The following is a 15,961-nucleotide window of genomic DNA, read 5'->3' on the forward strand; positions in this document are numbered from 1 at the left end:
CGGAGGTGCGGCGATGGCGGGACCCCGAGTGGTGATCATCGGAGCGGGCGTCGTGGGAGCGGCCCTCGCCGACGAGATCTCCGCGCGCGGCTGGACCGAGGTGACCGTGGTCGACCAGGGCCCGCTGCCCGCCACCGGGGGATCGTCGTCGCACGCCCCGGGCCTGGTCTTCCAGACGAACCCCTCCAAGACCATGACCGAGTTGGCCCGCTACACGGTCGAGAAGTTCTCTTCCCTCGACGTCGACGGCAAGCCCTGCTTCCTCCAGGTCGGCGGCCTCGAAGTGGCGACCACCCCCGAGCGCGTCGCCGAGTTGCACCGCCGCCACGGCTGGATCACCGCCTGGGGCATCGAGGCCCGGCTGCTGAGCCCCGAGGAATGCGTCGAGCAGCACCCGCTCGTCGACCCGGACAAGGTCCTCGGCGGCCTCCTCGTCCCGACCGACGGCCTCGCCAAGGCCGTCCTCGCGGTGGAAGCGCAGATCCGCCGGGCCACCGAGCGCGGCGTACGCTTCCTCGCCCGCCACGAGATCCTCGACGTCCGGCAGAGCGAGGGCCGCGTCACCGGCGTCCTCACCGACCAGGGGGAGATCCCCGCCGACGTCGTCGTGTGCTGCGCCGGTATCTGGGGCCCGAAGATCGCCCGCATGGTCGGCATGAACCTCCCGCTCACCCCGCTCGGCCACCAACTCGCCTGGACCGGCCCGGTACCGGCGCTCGCGGGCCAGACCGAGGAGGCGGTGCGCCCGATCCTGCGCCACCAGGACGCCGACCTCTACTACCGCGACCGCTTCGACGCCATCGGCATCGGCTCCTACGGTCACCGCCCGATGCCCGTTTCCGTGGACGACATCCTGTCCGTGGACGAGGCCGACGAGATGCCGTCGGTCCTGAAGTTCACCGCGGACGACTTCGAGGACGCCTGGACCGAGACCCACTCCCTGCTCCCCGCGACGCGCGAGGCCAAGATCGAGGAGGGCATCAACGGCCTGTTCTCCTTCACCACCGACGGCCAGCCGCTCCTCGGCGAGTCCCCGGACGTCAAGGGCTTCTGGGTCGCCGAGGCCGTCTGGGTGACCCACTCCGCCGGCGTCGGCCGGGCCATGGCCGAATGGCTGGTCGACGGCCACTGCTCGTCCTTCGACCTGCACGAGTGCGACGTCAACCGCTTCGAACCGCACCAGCTCGCCCCCGAGTACGTCCTGGCCCGCAGCTGCCGGAACTTCGTCGAGGTCTACGACATCCTCCACCCGCTCCAGCCGTCCGGGGACCCGCGCCCGATCCGCACGAGCCCCTTCCACGCCCGTCAGCAGGAGCTGGGAGCCTTCTTCCTGGAGGCGAACGGCTGGGAGCGCCCCCAGTGGTACGAGGCCAACGCGAGCCTGCTGGAGGGCCGTTCCATCCCGACCCCGAACGACTGGGCCGCACGCTACTGGTCCCCGATCGTCGGCGCCGAGGCGCAGGCCACCCGCGAGGGCGTCGCGATGTACGACATGACGGCCCTCAAGCGCCTCGAGGTCACAGGTCCCGGTGCCGCCGCATTCCTGGAGGGGCTGTCCACCGGAAAGATCGACAAGTCCGTCGGCTCCGTCACGTACACCCTCCTGCTGGACGAGGACGGCGGCATCCGCAGCGATGTCACCGTCGCCCGGCTGGCCCGTGACCTCTTCCAGGTCGGCGCCAACGGCAACCTGGACCTCGACTGGCTCACCCGCCACCTCTCCTGGGGGCATCTCCCAGCGGTAGCCGGGGGAGGCGCGGTCCAGGTCCGTGACATCACCCCGGGCACCTGCTGCATCGGCCTGTGGGGCCCGCTCGCCCGCAAGGTCATCCAGCCCCTCACCGACACGGACTTCTCGAACGACGGCCTGAAGTACTTCCGCGCCCGGCGCGCCCACATCGGCTCCGTCCCCGTCACCGCGATGCGCCTCTCCTACGTCGGCGAGCTGGGCTGGGAGCTGTACACCACCGCCGACCTGGGCCGGAAGCTGTGGGACACCCTGTGGCAGGCGGCCGAGCCGCTGGGCGGCATCATCGCCGGACGCGGCGCTTTCAACAGCCTCCGACTGGAGAAGGGCTACCGGTCCTTCGGCGCCGACATGACCTACGAGCACGACCCCTACGAAGCCGGCCTGGGCTTCGCCGTCAGGCTCGACAAGGGCGACTTCATCGGCAGGGCCGCCCTCGAGCGCCGTAGGACCGACGTCCGCCGCAGGCTGACCTGCCTCACCATCGACGACCCGCGGTCCGTCGTCATGGGCAAGGAACCGGTGTACGACGGTGACCGCGCCGTCGGCCACGTCACCAGCGCCGCCTACGGCTACACGATCGGCAAGGGCATCGCGTACGCCTGGCTCCCGACGGAACTCGCCACCCCCGGCACCACCGTGCACATCGGCTACTTCGACCGGCGTGTCGAGGCGGTCGTCGCCGAGGAGCCCCTGTTCGACCCGACCATGTCCCGCCTCCGTGGCTGAGCGCCGACCTCGAGACAAGGAGCACTGCCGGTGACCGCTGAGCTGCCGGACGGCAAGGCGACCCCAGGCGCCGACCTCCCGGACCACCCGGATTTCCTCTGGCGCACACCCGAGCCGAAGCGTTCGTACGACGTGGTGATCGTGGGCGGCGGCGGCCACGGCCTCGCCACCGCCCACTACCTGGCGAAGAACCACGGCATCACCGACGTCGCCGTGCTGGAGAAGGGCTGGCTGGCCGGCGGCAACATGGCCCGCAACACCACCATCATCCGCTCCAACTACCTGTGGGACGAGAGCGCCGGCATCTACGAACACGCGCTCAAGCTGTGGGAGGGGCTCGCGGAGGAGCTCGACTACCCGATCCTCTTCTCCCAGCGCGGTGTGCTGAACCTCGCCCACAGCCTCCAGGACGTCCGCGACAGCGTGCGCCGCGTCGAGGCGAACCGCCTCAACGGCGTGGACGCGGAGTGGCTCGACGCGGACGGCGTCAAGGAAATCTGCCCGATCGTCAACATCTCGCCGGACGTGCGCTATCCGGTCCTGGGCGCCACCCACCAGCCGCGCGCCGGCATCGCCAAGCACGACCACGTGGCCTGGGGCCTGGCCCGCTCGGCGGACGCCGCCGGCATCGACATCATCCAGAACTGCGAGGTCACCGGCCTGGAGCTGGTCGGCAACCGCGTGGTCGGAGTCCGGACCAACCTCGGCCCCATCGCGGCGGGCAAGGTCGCGCTCTGCTCGGCGGGCCACACCTCGGTCCTCGCCGCCATGGCCGGCATCGAACTCCCCGTCCAGAGCCATCCGTTGCAGGCGCTCGTGTCGGAGCTGCTGGAGCCGGTGCACCCGACGGTCGTCATGTCCAACGCGGTCCACGTCTACGTCAGCCAGGCCCACAAGGGCGAGCTGGTGATGGGCGCGGGCATCGACGCGTACAACTCCTACACCCAGCGCGGCGCCTTCCACATCATCGAGGAGCAGATGTCCGCGGCCCTCGAGCTCTTCCCGGTCTTCGCCCGCGCCCACGTGCTGCGCACCTGGGGCGGCATCGTGGACGTCAGCCCCGACGCCTCACCGATCGTCGGGCTCAGCCCTGTCGACAGTCTCTACCTCAACTGCGGCTGGGGCACGGGCGGCTTCAAGGCCACGCCGGGCGTGGGCTGGGTCTACGCCCACACCATCGCCCACGACGCCCCGCACACCCTCAACGCCCCCTTCTCGCTCGACCGTTTCACCACCGGCGCGCTCGTCGACGAGCACGGCGCCGCCGCGGTGGCCCACTAGGGAGCCCGACCATGCTGCTCATCCCCTGCCCGTGGTGCGGGCCCCGCGACGAGACCGAGTTCCACTACGGTGGCCAGGCCCACGTGCCCTACCCCGAGGACCCCTCGGCCCTCACCGACGAGGAGTGGGCCCGCTATCTGTTCTTCCGCGACAATCCGAAGGGCCCGTTCGCCGAGCGCTGGAGTCACGCGGCGGGCTGCCGCAAGTGGTTCAACGCGGTACGGGACACGGCCACGAACGAGATCCTGGCGGTGTACCGGTCGGGTGAGGAACGCCCGGCGACGCCCGGGCCCCGCCCGGTGCGCTCAGCCTGTCCCGGGGTACCCCCTCCGGGGGAGTCCGAGGACAAGTCCCCTTCACCGTCGTCGGCGGTGAAGGGGACAGAGCCCCTTCTGGACGGGACGGGCGAGAGCGGTGGCGGTACTGCCCCCATCAGCGGCTCCGCCGCGGGCCGGCCGTTCCGTCACCCCACCCGCGGCCGCATCCACCGCGACACCCCCCTCACCTTCACCTTCGACGGCACCGAGTACCAGGGCCTTCGAGGCGACACCCTCGCCTCCGCCCTCATCGCCAACGGCCTCATCGAGGCCGGCACCAGCATCAGACTCGGCCGCCCCCGAGGCATCTTCTCGGCCGGAGTGGAGGAGCCCAACGCGGTCGTCCAGATCGAGGCGCCCTTCCCCGAGCCGATGCTCCCCGCGACCACCGTCGAGCTCTACGACGGCCTGGTCGCGAGCACCCTCCCCGGCCAGGGCCGCCTCGCCGGTGAACCGGACCCCGCCCGCTACGACGCCGTACACGCCCACTGCGACCTGCTGATCGTCGGAGCGGGACCGGCCGGCCTCGCCGCGGCGGCGGCCGCCGTCCGCAGCGGAGCCCGTGTCATCCTCGCCGACGACCAACCGGAGCCGGGCGGCAGCCTTCTGGGCACGGCCGAACACCTCGACTGGGTGACGGACGTCACCGGGCAGCTCGACAACGCTCCCGAGGTGCGCTTCCTGCGCCGTACCACCGTCTTCGGCCACTACGACGACAACCACCTCCTCGCCGTCGAACGCCGCACCAACCACCTCGGTGCCGACGCCCCCGAGCACGTCTCCCGCGAGCGCGTCTGGCGCATCCGGGCGCGTCGCGTGGTCCTGGCCACCGGCGCCCACGAGCGCTCGCTGGCGTTCGCGGACAACGACCGCCCCGGCGTGATGCTCGCCGCCTCGGCCCGCACCTACGTCAACCGTCACGGTGCGCTGCCCGGCCGCCGTGCGGTCGTCCTCACCACCAACGACAGTGCCTACGACGCGGCGCTGGACCTCACCGCCGCGGGCGTGGACATCGCGGCGATCGTCGACACCCGCCCCGCACCGGGGGAGTGGGCGGAGTGCGCCCGGCAGGCGGGCATAGAGGTGCTCGCCGGGCACGCCGTCACCGGCACGAGGGGCGACCCGCGGCTCACCGCGGTGACCGTCGCCCCGTACGGAGAGTCCGAAGGACAGCGGGAGTTCATCGCAGACCTGCTGCTGGTCTCCGGCGGCTGGAACCCGGTGGCCCACCTGTTCAGCCAGTCGGGCGGCAGGCTGCGGTACGACGAGGCACTGGGCTCCTTCGTGCCGGACACCTGCCGGCAGGCGGTCGAGGTCGCGGGCAGCGCGAGCGGTGCCCTGGATCTCGCCGAGGTCCTGGCCCAGGGCGCCGCCGCCGGTGCCCGCGCGGTCGAGGCCGAGGGCTACACCCCGCAGGAGCCCAGCCTGCCGACGGTGGCCGCACGACCGCGGCCCACGCCGGCGATGCACGTGTACACCGTCCCCGGTGCCCCGGACGCGCCCCGCTTCGTCGACCTCCAACGCGACGTCACCGTCGACGACCTGGCCCGGGCGGCCGGCGCCGGTCTGCGCTCGGTCGAGCACACCAAGCGCTACACGACGGCGGGCACCGCCAACGACCAGGGCAAGACCTCCGGGTTCCTGGCCGGCGGCGTCGTCGCCGAACTGCTCGGCGTGGACATCTCCGCGCTCGGCACGACCACGTTCCGGCCGCCGTACACGCCGGTCTCCTTCGCGGCGCTCGCCGGCCGTGACCGCGGCGTCCTGAGCGACCCGGTCCGCACGACCGCCCTCCACGAGTGGCATGCCGCGCACGGCGCCCTCTTCGAGAACGTCGGCCAGTGGAAGCGCCCCTGGTACTACCCGCGGGACGGCGAGGACATGGAGGCCGCGGTCCTGCGCGAGTGCGCCGCCGCCCGCGGCGGCGTGGCCTTCATGGACGCCTCCACCCTCGGCAAGATCGACGTACAGGGTCCGGACGCGGGCGTCTTCCTCGACCTGCTCTACACCAACATGATGAGCACCCTGAAGGTCGGCATGATCCGCTACGGCGTGATGTGCCGCCCGGACGGCATGGTCCTCGACGACGGCACCGTCATCCGCCTCGCCCAGGACCGCTTCCTGGTCACCACCACGACCGGAAACGCCGCCGCCGTACTGGACTGGATGGAGGAGTGGCTGCAGACCGAGTGGCCCGAACTACAGGTCCACTGCACGTCCGTGACCGAACAGTGGGCCACCGTCGCCCTCGTCGGCCCCCGCTCCCGCGACGTCCTCGGCGCGCTGGCACCCCGACTGGCCGTGGCCAAAGACGACTTCCCGTTCATGGCATGGCGTGAGACCACCGTCGCGGACATCGGGGCCAGGGTGTGCCGGATCAGCTTCTCCGGCGAACTCGCCTACGAGATCAACGTGTCACCCTGGGAAGCACTCACCCTGTGGCAGGCACTGCACGAGGCCGGTTCCCCGTACGGCATCACCCCGTACGGCACCGAGACCATGCACGTCCTGCGCGCCGAGAAGGGCTACCCGATCATCGGTCAGGACACCGACGGCACGGTCACCCCGCAGGACCTCGGCATGAGCTGGGCGGTGTCGAAGAAGAAGCCCGACTTCATCGGCAAGCGCTCCTACTCCCGCGCCGACACCGTCCGCCCCGACCGCAAGCACCTCGTCGGCCTGCTCCCCGTGGACCCGGCCGTCTTCCTCCCCGAGGGCACCCACCTGGTCGCCGACAGCGAGCTGCCCGCACCGCCCGTCCCGATGCTCGGCCACGTCACCTCCAGCTACCGCAGTGCCACCCTCGGCCGGACCTTCGCGCTCGCCCTGATCAAGGGCGGCCGTGACCGCATCGGCGAGCGGCTGTACGCCCCCGTCGGTGACCGACTGGTCCCGGTGACCGTCGCGAGCCCCGTCCTCTACGACCCCGAGGGAGCCCGCCGCGATGGCTGACACCGCCCTGACCGCCCCGCTCCGCAGCCCCTTGTCGCAGGTCGCGGCCCGCCTCGCCGCCGCGACCCGCACGTCGAGGGGCGCGATCCGGCTGGCCGAAGTGCCTTTCCTGGCCCAGATCAACGTGCGCCTCGACGTAAAAGGAGCGGCGGCGGACGCCATCGGGCTCGCACTGGGCCTGCAACTGCCCCTCGAACCCGACACCGTCGTACGCGCCGGGGAACTGACCGTGCTGTGGCTCGGTCCGGACGAATGGCTGGTGGCCGGCCCGACCGGCAGCGAACGGGACCTGGAGCGCCGGATCCGGGAGGCGGCGGGAGACGAACCCGTCTCCGTCACCGACGTCTCCGCCCAGCGCACCACGCTCCTCGTGACAGGTCCCCGCGCCCGCGATCTGCTGGCGCACGGCTGCGCGCTGGACCTGCATCCGAGGGCCTTCGGCTCCGGCCGTTGCGCCCAGACGACCCTGGGCCGCGCGCAGGTCGTCCTGGTCGCCCGGGACGAACCCAGGGCCGGGTTCTGGGTACTGGTCCGTTCGTCCTTCGCCGGCTATCTGGCGGACTGGTTGCTGGACGCGGCGACGGAGTACGTCTGAGCGACCTCGGCGGGGTTGTCCCCGTCGCTCTCGTGGGAGCCTCTCGACGGGGCTCCCACAGGGCTTTGCACAGCGAGTCGCGTCCTACGCTCCGAAGGCTGGAACCCTGTGACCACCACGACTCATGTCAGTGTCCACACCATGCGGGCCGAGGTCGCCGCCCTCGCACACCGGGATCGGCGAGAACTCCTCCACGACCGCCCTTGACTTCCTCCAGGTCGTCGATCTCGTGGTCGCGGGCGCGTCCGCCGCATCGCTCTTGTCGGTTCGCTTCCGTGCAACCGGGAGGGTATCGCTGACGGTCTCCACCGACCTGATGGGGAACTTGGCGAACTCCGAACAGCGGCCGCAGCAGGGTCCGTCTTCAAAGACCATCGGTTGGTGGATCATGGTGGAGTGATACGCCGCCATGAACTCACCGATCCGGAGCGGGAGTCACCCGCCCGGAGCTGCCACCGCTCGGCGTCACCGTACTGGCAAGCCGGCTGAGGCAACTGGCCTTCTGTGGCATCGACCCCGGCGTGCTCGCCTCGGCCGGGCAACACCGCGCATCACGGCCGAGGCCGCTCATGCGGCGCCAGCCGGTTTCCGCGCCTCGCCGACCCGACAGGGCTCGCACCGGTGGTCGACCCTGCCCCCGAGAGCGGCCCCCACCCGGGTCACGTGCACCCTGTTCGGTGCGGTCGCCCGTCGCATCCGGGGCGTGACGCGCGCCACAGGAACTTCGGGCGGGGCACGGAGAGTACCGAGTGTGAGTGATAAAGAACCAGCGGAATCCATGCGCGCGCGCATACGGGCGGGGGACCGGGCGGCGTTCGCCGAGCTCTACGACCAGTACGCGCGGGCGGTCTACAACCATGCCCTGAGGCTGACCGGCAATTGGTCACAGGCCGAGGAGGTCATGTCCGAGACGTTCCTCGCCGCCTGGCGGGGCCGGGAACGGGTAGAGCCGGAGGGTGGTTCGTTGAGCCCTTGGCTGCTCGGCATCGCCACGCACAAGGCGCGCAACGCCAACCGGAGTCTGCGTCGACGGCTCGCCTTCCTCGCGCGCAGCCCACAGCCGCGTCCCGTGGAGGACTTCGCGGAGGAGACGGCAGGGCGGATCGACGACGCCCGTCGGCTCGCGCTGGTCCACCAGGCGCTGGGCCGGTTGCGCCGCCAGGAGCGTGAGGTGTTCGCGCTGTGCGTGTCGGCCGGCCTCGACTACCGGCAGGCCGCGCAGACGCTCGGTGTCCCCGTGGGCACCGTACGGTCGAGGCTGTCGCGCGCCCGGGCCCGGCTCGCCCGGCTCAGCTCAGAGCAGGACGGTGCGAGGACGGAACCTCCCGGCCCCCGTGGAGAGATGGAGAGTGAGGCCGCGTTCGCGGCCCTGTTCCTGCAGGAGGAGACCCGATGAACGCCGACGGTCGACGGACCGAGGACGCGCTGGAGTTGCTGTCCGCGCCGGCCGAATGGGAGCTCCCGCCGGGACGACACCTCCACTACAAGGACATCCTGATGCAGCAGATCGACCAAGACCTCGGCCACGCTCCCGCCCCGGCCCCGCGCCGCCGGCTGACGCGTCCGGCCGTCCTGGTGCCCCTCGCCTCGACGGTGCTGGCCGGAGCACTCGCCGTCACCCTCACCGTCGCCGGCGGCCACGGTCCCGCGCCGACGGACCGGACCGCAACGGGCAGCGCCCGCGCCCGGAGCGCCTCCGTCACCCTGAACCGGATCGCCGTCGCCGCCATGACCAGTGACGCCACGCCGGTCAGGGACGACCAGTTCGTGTACGTCAGGAGCCTGACGGTGGAGAACAAGGGAACCTTCGAGGGGCCCGTGGAACTCGGAGCCCCGCACACGGTGGAGACGTGGACCTCGCAGGACCCCGGGCCCCTCAAGACCCTCGGCTGGATGCGCGAGTCCGGCAAGGACGCCGTCATGCCCGACGAGACCATCCCCATCGAGTCCACCGACGCGGTCCCGGCGGGGATCGACCACCCCACGTACGCGTGGCTGTCCTCGCTGCCGACGGACCCCGACGCCCTGCTCACCCTGCTGCGCCGCGACGTCCGCGTGTCCGACGGAGAGTCCAGGGAGCAGGCCGTCTTCTCCCTGATCGGCGACCTGCTGAGTCAGACGCTCATGCCGCCGCGGAACGCCGCCGCGCTGTACAAGGCGGCCGCGAGGATACCGGGGGTCAAGGAGATTCCGGACGCCGTCGACGTGGCCGGCCGGCACGGGATCGCCATCACACGCGAGGACGCCTCCTCCGCCACGCGCGACGAGTGGATCTTCGACAAGCGCAGTCTCGCGTTCCTCGGCGCGCGCGGCTTCATCACCCACGACAAGCAGAAGGGCATCACGTCCGACACGCTGACGGGCAGCACGGCCGTGTTGCGGTGCGCCGTCGTCGACCGGCACGGCGGGAAATCCGCGGGGACCGACAACTGAGCAGCAGGGGGCGAACTCGGTGGGGGCTCAGCAGGCCCACCTCGGGTCCGCCCCCTGCCCGCCGGGGCTCGCAAGGGCTTCGATCGTGCCGGGACCAGAGACGAGGGTGGGATGATCCTGTCCTCTCCGGTGCGCCTGGCGTCGCCACGTGTTCCGGGTCGCCGGTGACCGACGAGGAAGACGAAGGATCGATGACGTTGAGCGTGGGCCGACGGGTGCGGCTGGCGGCGGATCTACGGTTGGACGGGACGGTGACCCCGGCCGGGGAGCCCCCGGAGGAGACGGGTGCCTTCACCGCCTCCGTGGCCCTGGCGGCGGGCATCGAGGGCACCGTCGAGCGTGTGGACGAGCACCACCGGCAGCAGAGCCACGAGGTCCGTGAGTACCTGCGTCTCAAGTCGCTCCTCGACGACTTCGGAGACCAGATGCCGCCGGCGAGCAGAAAGCAGCTGGAGGAACAGGTGGGGGCCTTGGAGGAGCAGTGGGACGCCTACCGGCGCCGGATGCTCCGCGTCACGGTCCGTGTCCGGCTCGACAACGGATTCGTCCTCGACGACGTCCCCGAGGAGGCTTTCGCTCCCGCCTGACCAGGCGTCGGGACGCTCGCTCTCCACCTGGGCGGGTACGCCGTCGGGCGCCCCGGCACGACGGCGCATCCGGGCGGTCCACCATGTGCGAGCAGGCCGACCAGGACTTCGAGAAGCGGGCGACCGGCTCCGGAACAGAAGCGACGGGAAGCCCGCGACGAGGAGGAGCGCTCCGGTTCCATGAGCTGGGAGACGGGGCCGACCCGCCGGGCGGCTCTCGTCGAAGGGCCCGTCACATGGGGAACGAGAAGAGCCGTACCGGTCCCGGGGGCCAGTGGGCGTCGTCATGCAGGGGCGTCACCATGGTCCGCAGCGGCATGGTCGCCAGGCGGCCCCGGGGCTGTTCGACGAGCACGTCCTTGTCCAGCGGGTGCCATCCGAGGCGCCGGTAGAGCGGTACGAGGGGAGGCCGGCAGAACAGGAGTGCGTGTCGAGGGCCCGTCGTGCGGGCGTGCTCCAGCGTGGCCGCGAGGACGAGCCGGGCCAGGCCTCGCCCCTGCATCCCGGGTGCGACGGCCACCCCGCCGACACCCACCACTTCCGTCCCGGTGCCGCCGATCGCGACGGGCAGCCGCAGCAGGCCGGCGTGTGCCACGAGCCTGCCGTCGTGTCTGATGCCGAAGTGGTCTTCTTTCGGCAGCCAGGTCAGACCGGTCCAGGCGACACCGAAGGGATCGTCGCTGTCGCCGAGGATCTCCTCCTGGTCCGCCTTCGTGTACTGGGCAAGTCGCACCACGGTCGGTGCCACCGGGGACGGGTTCTCGGACATTCCCACATGATGATCTCTCCGCCGGGCACGGGCCAAGTGATTCTCAGCCGATCCGCGCCGCTCTGAGCTGGGGGTTCAGGCCGAGCGAGGGCGGTTCGCCTTCTTCATCCGAGTCAGAGCGCATGTGGGGGGGAACAGCTGAAGGCATGACCACGACGCTCGGTGCCTTTGTGCTCGGTACTCCCGACCCGCCCGCCCTGGCCGACTTCTACCGGGCCCTGCTGGGCTGGCAGGAAGTCGATCGCGAACCGCGGTGGGTCCGCCTGAGGCATCCGGAGCGAGAACGCCCCGGACTCAGCTTCCAGTTGGAGACCGACCACACTCCGCCGGTGTGGCCGCAGCGCCCGGGAACCCAGCAGATGCAGGCGCACCTGGACCTGCAGGTCGACGACCTGGAAGCGGAGACCGCACGGGCCTGCGCCCTGGGCGCGACGCTGGAGGACCATCAGCCCCAGAAGGACGTGAGAGTCCTCCGCGATCCTCACGGCCACCTCTTCTGCCTGTTCCTTCCAGGCGCCTGAACACGGTGCCCGCCGGCGGACGCGCAACTGGATCCGGGGCTGGACACGGGGCGGCCCACCACCACGCGCCCGAGGAATCGCGGCCCGGCCGGACCTCATCGGGGCGTCCGTGCCCGCGCCGCGGACGGCGAGCGCGAGGCCGGCGCTTTTCGGTCTCACCGGTGGCCTCGGAGGAATCGGATGTCCCGAGTCGGTGAGAACCGTGTCATCCGCCCAGGCGGTGCGCGAGGCGGAGCAGATCCGCCAGGTGCAGTACCCGCCCGTCGAATCCGGGGAGGGGGACATGGAGGCGCTGGGTCCAGGGGGCGGGGATCGCGTCCAGCCCGTAGTACGCCCCCGCGAGACCTCCGGTCACCGCGGCGACGGTGTCCGTGTCACCGCCGAGGTCGATCGCGGCGCGTACCGCGTCTTCGAAGCCGGTGGTGGTGCGCAGGGCCCAGACGGCAGAACCCAGGCAGGGCCAGACGGCGCCGTTGAACTCGGTCGCCCGATCGGGGTGCCAGTCGGGCGCGAGGACTGTGGCGTAGCGTCCGCGGTGGCCGGGATGGACGAGAGCGAGGATGTCCGGGAGCGCGGCGAGGGGGTCGGCGCCTTCGAGCGTGACGCGGACGAGTTCGTGGAAGATCGCGGTGCCTTCCCAGGCCGCGCGGTCGCCGTGGGTGAGAGCGGCGATGCGGCGGGCCGCGTCCATGGTGGCTTCTCGGCCCGCGGGAGCGAAGTGGACCGCGGACGTCGATGCCCGCATCAAGGAGCCGTTTCCGGCGGCTCGCTGGTTGACCTGGAAATGGATCGCGGCGGCGAGGTCCCAGGGCATGCCGTTGGTGAGGACGTCTTCGGTCTGCAAGCCGATGTCCTTGGGGTCCGACGCGGCCCACCGCTGGAAGCGGGCGAAGATGTCCGGCAGATCCAGTCCGCCCCGCTCCAGCAGGGACTCCGCGACCAGGACGGCCATCTGCGTGTCGTCGGTGGCCTCCCCCGGGTCCCAGCCGCCGCCTCCGCTCATCTCGTCGCCGGCGCCCGGCACGGGAAACCGTGCGGTGAACGTTCCCGGGAGGCCGAACTCGAAGGGGGCACCCAGCGCGTCACCCACCGCTGATCCGACGACTGCGCCGACGGTCCGTTGAATCCGCTTCATCCGCGCAGGCTATCCGCACGGTGCGGGGCCGGATCCGATGACGGCCGGCCGGTGGATGTCAGAGCCGCTCCGTATCCTGCGGCCATGAGCGCAGGGTCATGGGCGGGCGTCCGCGAGCAGATACAGGGACTGGCGAAGGTACCGGGTGCCGATGTGGTGAACGGCATCAAGGGGCACGGGTTCTTGCTGGAGGATCCTCTCGACGAGAGCGAGTTGGCCGAGCTGGAGGAACAACTGGGCGTCCGGCTTCCGGAGGACTACCGGGAGTTCTTGACCCAGGTCGGTGCGGGCGGTGCCGGCCCCGAGTACGGACTCTTCCCGGTGCGCCGGGTGGACGGACGATGGCGCTGGGAAGGGGACGGCGCGGATCTGGCAGACCTCACCCGGCTCTCCGAGCCGTTCCCTGTCCAGGGGCCCGATCCCGCGCTGGTCCTCGCGCTCCTGGAGGAATGCCCGGAGGAAGAGGACTTCGAGGAGATCGAGGACTTCGACCAGGCGTACGAGGCCTGGGACGAGAAGTGGGACGCGGTGATGTGGAACCCCGAGCGGACGGTCGGCGCCGTCGTCATCTGTCATCTGGGCTGTGCCTACCGCCAGTGGCTCGTCGTGAGCGGCCCCGAACGCGGTCGTATCTGGTCCGACGACCGGGTCGACGAGCGGGACCTCGAGCCGCTGCTCGGGCCGGAACAGGAGCCGATCACCTTCTCTCGCTGGTATCGGGACTGGTTGGCGGAAGCGCTCCGGACGGTCGAACAGAACGAGTGACGGACCTGGCCGACTGCCATGGCGTCGGACGACCTCGCCCCCCGGTTCCACCACCACCGACAACGAGCGACTGCCGGCCAGGACGATCGCCCGCTACGGACGCGTGCCGCCGCACGGCGAGGCCCGCCATGCCGTCTGCCGCACCGTGCGGCGTGCTGCGGTCGCGTCGGGACGGGCCCGGGCGCTTTCTCTAGCCCGCCCGGCAGCTCAGGACCGGCGAACCCGCGCCACCCGGCGCCGCACCGAACCCGAAGCCGGTCGAGGCGCCGGCCGCGATGGTTCCGTTGTGGTCGGCGTTGCTCGCGGTCACCGTCCTGCCCACCTGGCTGTAGGAGGCGTTCCACATCGAGGAGATGGTCTGGCTGCCCGGCCACTCCCACGTGACCTGCCACGACCTGGTCGTCGAGGTGCCCGTGTTGGTGACGGTGATGTCGGCGTTGAACCCGCTGCCCCAGTCGCTGCTCACCTTGTAGGTGGCTTTGCATCCGCTGGAGCCCCCGGTGCCGGTCGTCGTCGCGGTGACCGACGCTGACGCCGCGGACGTGTTGCCGGCCGCGTCGCGGGCCCGCACGGTGTAGTCGTACCGGGTTCCGGCGGTGAGGCCCGTGTCGGTGAAGGACGTGCCGGTGACCTGACCGGCCTTGGTGGTGCCGCGGTAGACGTCGTAGCCGGTCACCCCGGTGTCGTCGGTGGACGCCTTCCACGACAGGGACGCACTCGACGCGGTGGTGCCGGTCACGGCCAGTCCGGTCGGTGTCGAGGGCGCGGTCGTGTCTCCGCCGCCGCCCCCGCCACCGGTGAAGCCGGGGGCCTTGACGGACGCGAGGTAGCCGTCCTTGACGGTGTCCACGGTCTGCCAGTCGTCCTTGAGGATCCCTCCCGTGTCACCGGAGTTCGGATTCCACGACCAGAAGGTCCAGTTGAAGCTGTCGGCTCCGTACGTGCCCGTGGGGCGCAGGTAGTCGACGAGCGCGGCGAGCCACTTCTGGTCGACCGTCGACTGCAAGGTGGTGCCGAACTCGCCGACCCAGACGGGGGCGATGTTCTGCTTGAAGATGTAGCCCCAGTACTTGTCCCACACGGCCGGCATGTTCGCCGGGAACGACGGGTCGCTGAACCAGGGTTGCTGCGCGACGCTGGTGGCGTAGTCGTGGGCCGAGTAGACCAGGCGGTCGGCGACGTTCAGGCGCACCGGCGCGGCGGCGACCCCGGCGAGGTTCCCGCCCCACCAGCCGCTCAGGCCGTTCACCGTCTGGACGCCCTCGACGAAGATCAGCAGGCTGGGGTTGACGGACAGGACCGCGTTGCCGGCCCGCTCGGCGGCGAGCCGCCAGTCGGTGCTCGTGTCGCCGCATCCCCAGCAGGCGGGATCGTGCGGTTCGTTGTGCAGGTCGATCCCGATCACGGCGGTGTTGCCCTGGTAGCGCGCCGCCAGGGTCTTGAGGTCGGCGATCCAGGTCGTCTCGGGGACGGCGGAGGTGTACCAGAGCGCCGACTGGGCCGAGGAGTCGGGCCGGTGGCGGTCGAGTACGACCTTGAGCCCGACCGAGCCCGCGTAGTCGACGATCTTGTCCATCACCTGGAGCGAGCTGAGACCCTGAAGATCCGCGTTCAGACCGTTGGCGTACGAGATGCCGTTGGGCTGGGTGCCCTTGAAGATGTCGTCGCTGTAGGGCAGGCGGATGGTGTTGTAGCCCAGGGTCTTCATCTGGTCGATCATCGACCTGTAGTCGCGTGACCAGAGGCCGTGCGCGACGTAGTTGGACGTCTCGAACCCGAACCAGTTGATGCCCGCCATGCGCACCGGCTGGTTCTGCGCGTCCAGGAGCTTGCGGCCGTCGGTGTGCCAGTATCCGGCACCGGCTGCGGCCGCCGCGGCCGAAGAGGGCGAGGGGGCGACGGCCGCCCGCGCGGGCACCGCCACCGTGAAGGGAACGAGAGCCGCGAGGGCCGCGGTGAGGAACGAGACCAGGGCGCGCCTGGCACGGAATGAGGGTGGGTGACGCATGGTGGGGGGTCCTCTCCGGGTGGGAGCGCTCCCATTCGCGGGCGCGCGTCTCCGGGCGGGCAGGGTCATGGGCATCCGGCATGGCGGCTCCCGCGGACCGCCGGGAGTGTCCCGCCCCCGGC

Annotated in this window: 13 protein-coding genes; 9 read left to right on the plus strand and 4 right to left on the minus strand. The window is 71.2% G+C overall.

Annotation, left to right across the window (positions count from 1 at the left end; genetic code table 11):
- Positions 1–13: 13 nt before the first annotated feature.
- The 4 genes from CW362_RS09345 to CW362_RS09360 are packed head-to-tail and all read left to right on the plus strand — an operon-like array spanning position 14 to position 7,621.
- Positions 14–2,476: a GcvT family protein gene (locus CW362_RS09345; protein WP_103548907.1), complete on the plus strand. Its 2,463-nt coding sequence runs from the start codon at positions 14–16 to the stop codon at positions 2,474–2,476.
- A gap of 30 nt (positions 2,477–2,506) precedes the next feature.
- Positions 2,507–3,757, plus strand: coding sequence for a sarcosine oxidase subunit beta family protein (locus CW362_RS09350; RefSeq protein ID WP_240657730.1), 1,251 nt, complete (start codon positions 2,507–2,509; stop codon positions 3,755–3,757).
- An 11-nt stretch (positions 3,758–3,768) separates the two neighbouring features.
- Positions 3,769–7,026, plus strand: a complete 3,258-nt coding sequence (locus CW362_RS09355) for a sarcosine oxidase subunit delta family protein (RefSeq protein ID WP_103548908.1) — start codon at positions 3,769–3,771, stop codon at positions 7,024–7,026.
- A complete protein-coding gene (locus CW362_RS09360; RefSeq protein WP_103548909.1) occupies positions 7,019–7,621 on the plus strand; it encodes a sarcosine oxidase subunit gamma in 603 nt (200 codons plus the stop codon). The genes CW362_RS09355 and CW362_RS09360 overlap by 8 nt, the downstream gene beginning before the upstream one ends.
- An 84-nt stretch (positions 7,622–7,705) precedes the next feature.
- On the opposite strand, the gene CW362_RS43230 is transcribed toward CW362_RS09360, so the two are convergent.
- The gene (locus CW362_RS43230; RefSeq protein ID WP_162684019.1) at positions 7,706–8,011 is read right to left on the minus strand and encodes a hypothetical protein; all 306 of its coding nucleotides are present in this window, start codon (positions 8,009–8,011) and stop codon (positions 7,706–7,708) included.
- Between the two features lie 388 nt (positions 8,012–8,399).
- On the opposite strand from CW362_RS43230, the gene CW362_RS09375 reads away from it, so the two are divergent.
- The 3 genes from CW362_RS09375 (at position 8,400) to CW362_RS09385 (ending at position 10,641) form a co-directional block, all read left to right on the plus strand.
- Positions 8,400–9,017 carry an RNA polymerase sigma factor gene (locus tag CW362_RS09375; protein WP_103548912.1) on the plus strand — a complete coding sequence of 206 codons (618 nt, stop codon included), beginning with the start codon at positions 8,400–8,402 and terminating at the stop codon, positions 9,015–9,017.
- Positions 9,014–10,054 (plus strand): CU044_5270 family protein, encoded by a 1,041-nt coding sequence (locus CW362_RS09380; protein WP_103548913.1) that lies wholly within the window; start codon positions 9,014–9,016, stop codon positions 10,052–10,054. The genes CW362_RS09375 and CW362_RS09380 overlap by 4 nt, the downstream gene beginning before the upstream one ends.
- Positions 10,055–10,245: 191 nt before the next feature.
- Complete coding sequence (locus CW362_RS09385) at positions 10,246–10,641, plus strand: hypothetical protein (protein ID WP_103548944.1); 396 nt, start codon at positions 10,246–10,248, stop codon at positions 10,639–10,641.
- Between the two features lie 232 nt (positions 10,642–10,873).
- Here CW362_RS09385 and CW362_RS09390 read toward each other — a convergent pair whose 3' ends face one another.
- Positions 10,874–11,410 (minus strand): GNAT family N-acetyltransferase, encoded by a 537-nt coding sequence (locus CW362_RS09390; RefSeq protein WP_103548914.1) that lies wholly within the window; start codon positions 11,408–11,410, stop codon positions 10,874–10,876.
- A 146-nt stretch (positions 11,411–11,556) separates the two neighbouring features.
- Between CW362_RS09390 and CW362_RS09395 the strand changes: the two genes are divergently transcribed.
- Positions 11,557–11,931 (plus strand): VOC family protein, encoded by a 375-nt coding sequence (locus CW362_RS09395; RefSeq protein WP_103548915.1) that lies wholly within the window; start codon positions 11,557–11,559, stop codon positions 11,929–11,931.
- 205 nt (positions 11,932–12,136) lie between these two features.
- On the opposite strand, the gene CW362_RS09400 is transcribed toward CW362_RS09395, so the two are convergent.
- Positions 12,137–13,066 (minus strand): ADP-ribosylglycohydrolase family protein, encoded by a 930-nt coding sequence (locus CW362_RS09400; protein ID WP_103548916.1) that lies wholly within the window; start codon positions 13,064–13,066, stop codon positions 12,137–12,139.
- An 84-nt stretch (positions 13,067–13,150) separates the two neighbouring features.
- Between CW362_RS09400 and CW362_RS09405 the strand changes: the two genes are divergently transcribed.
- Positions 13,151–13,831: an SMI1/KNR4 family protein gene (locus tag CW362_RS09405; protein WP_103548917.1), complete on the plus strand. Its 681-nt coding sequence runs from the start codon at positions 13,151–13,153 to the stop codon at positions 13,829–13,831.
- A gap of 190 nt (positions 13,832–14,021) precedes the next feature.
- On the opposite strand, the gene CW362_RS09410 is transcribed toward CW362_RS09405, so the two are convergent.
- Positions 14,022–15,839 (minus strand): cellulase family glycosylhydrolase, encoded by a 1,818-nt coding sequence (locus CW362_RS09410; protein WP_103548918.1) that lies wholly within the window; start codon positions 15,837–15,839, stop codon positions 14,022–14,024.
- Positions 15,840–15,961 lie beyond the last annotated feature (122 nt).

The organism is Streptomyces populi (assembly GCF_002911015.1).
GTDB classification, from domain to species: Bacteria; Actinomycetota; Actinomycetes; order Streptomycetales; family Streptomycetaceae; genus Streptomyces; species Streptomyces populi.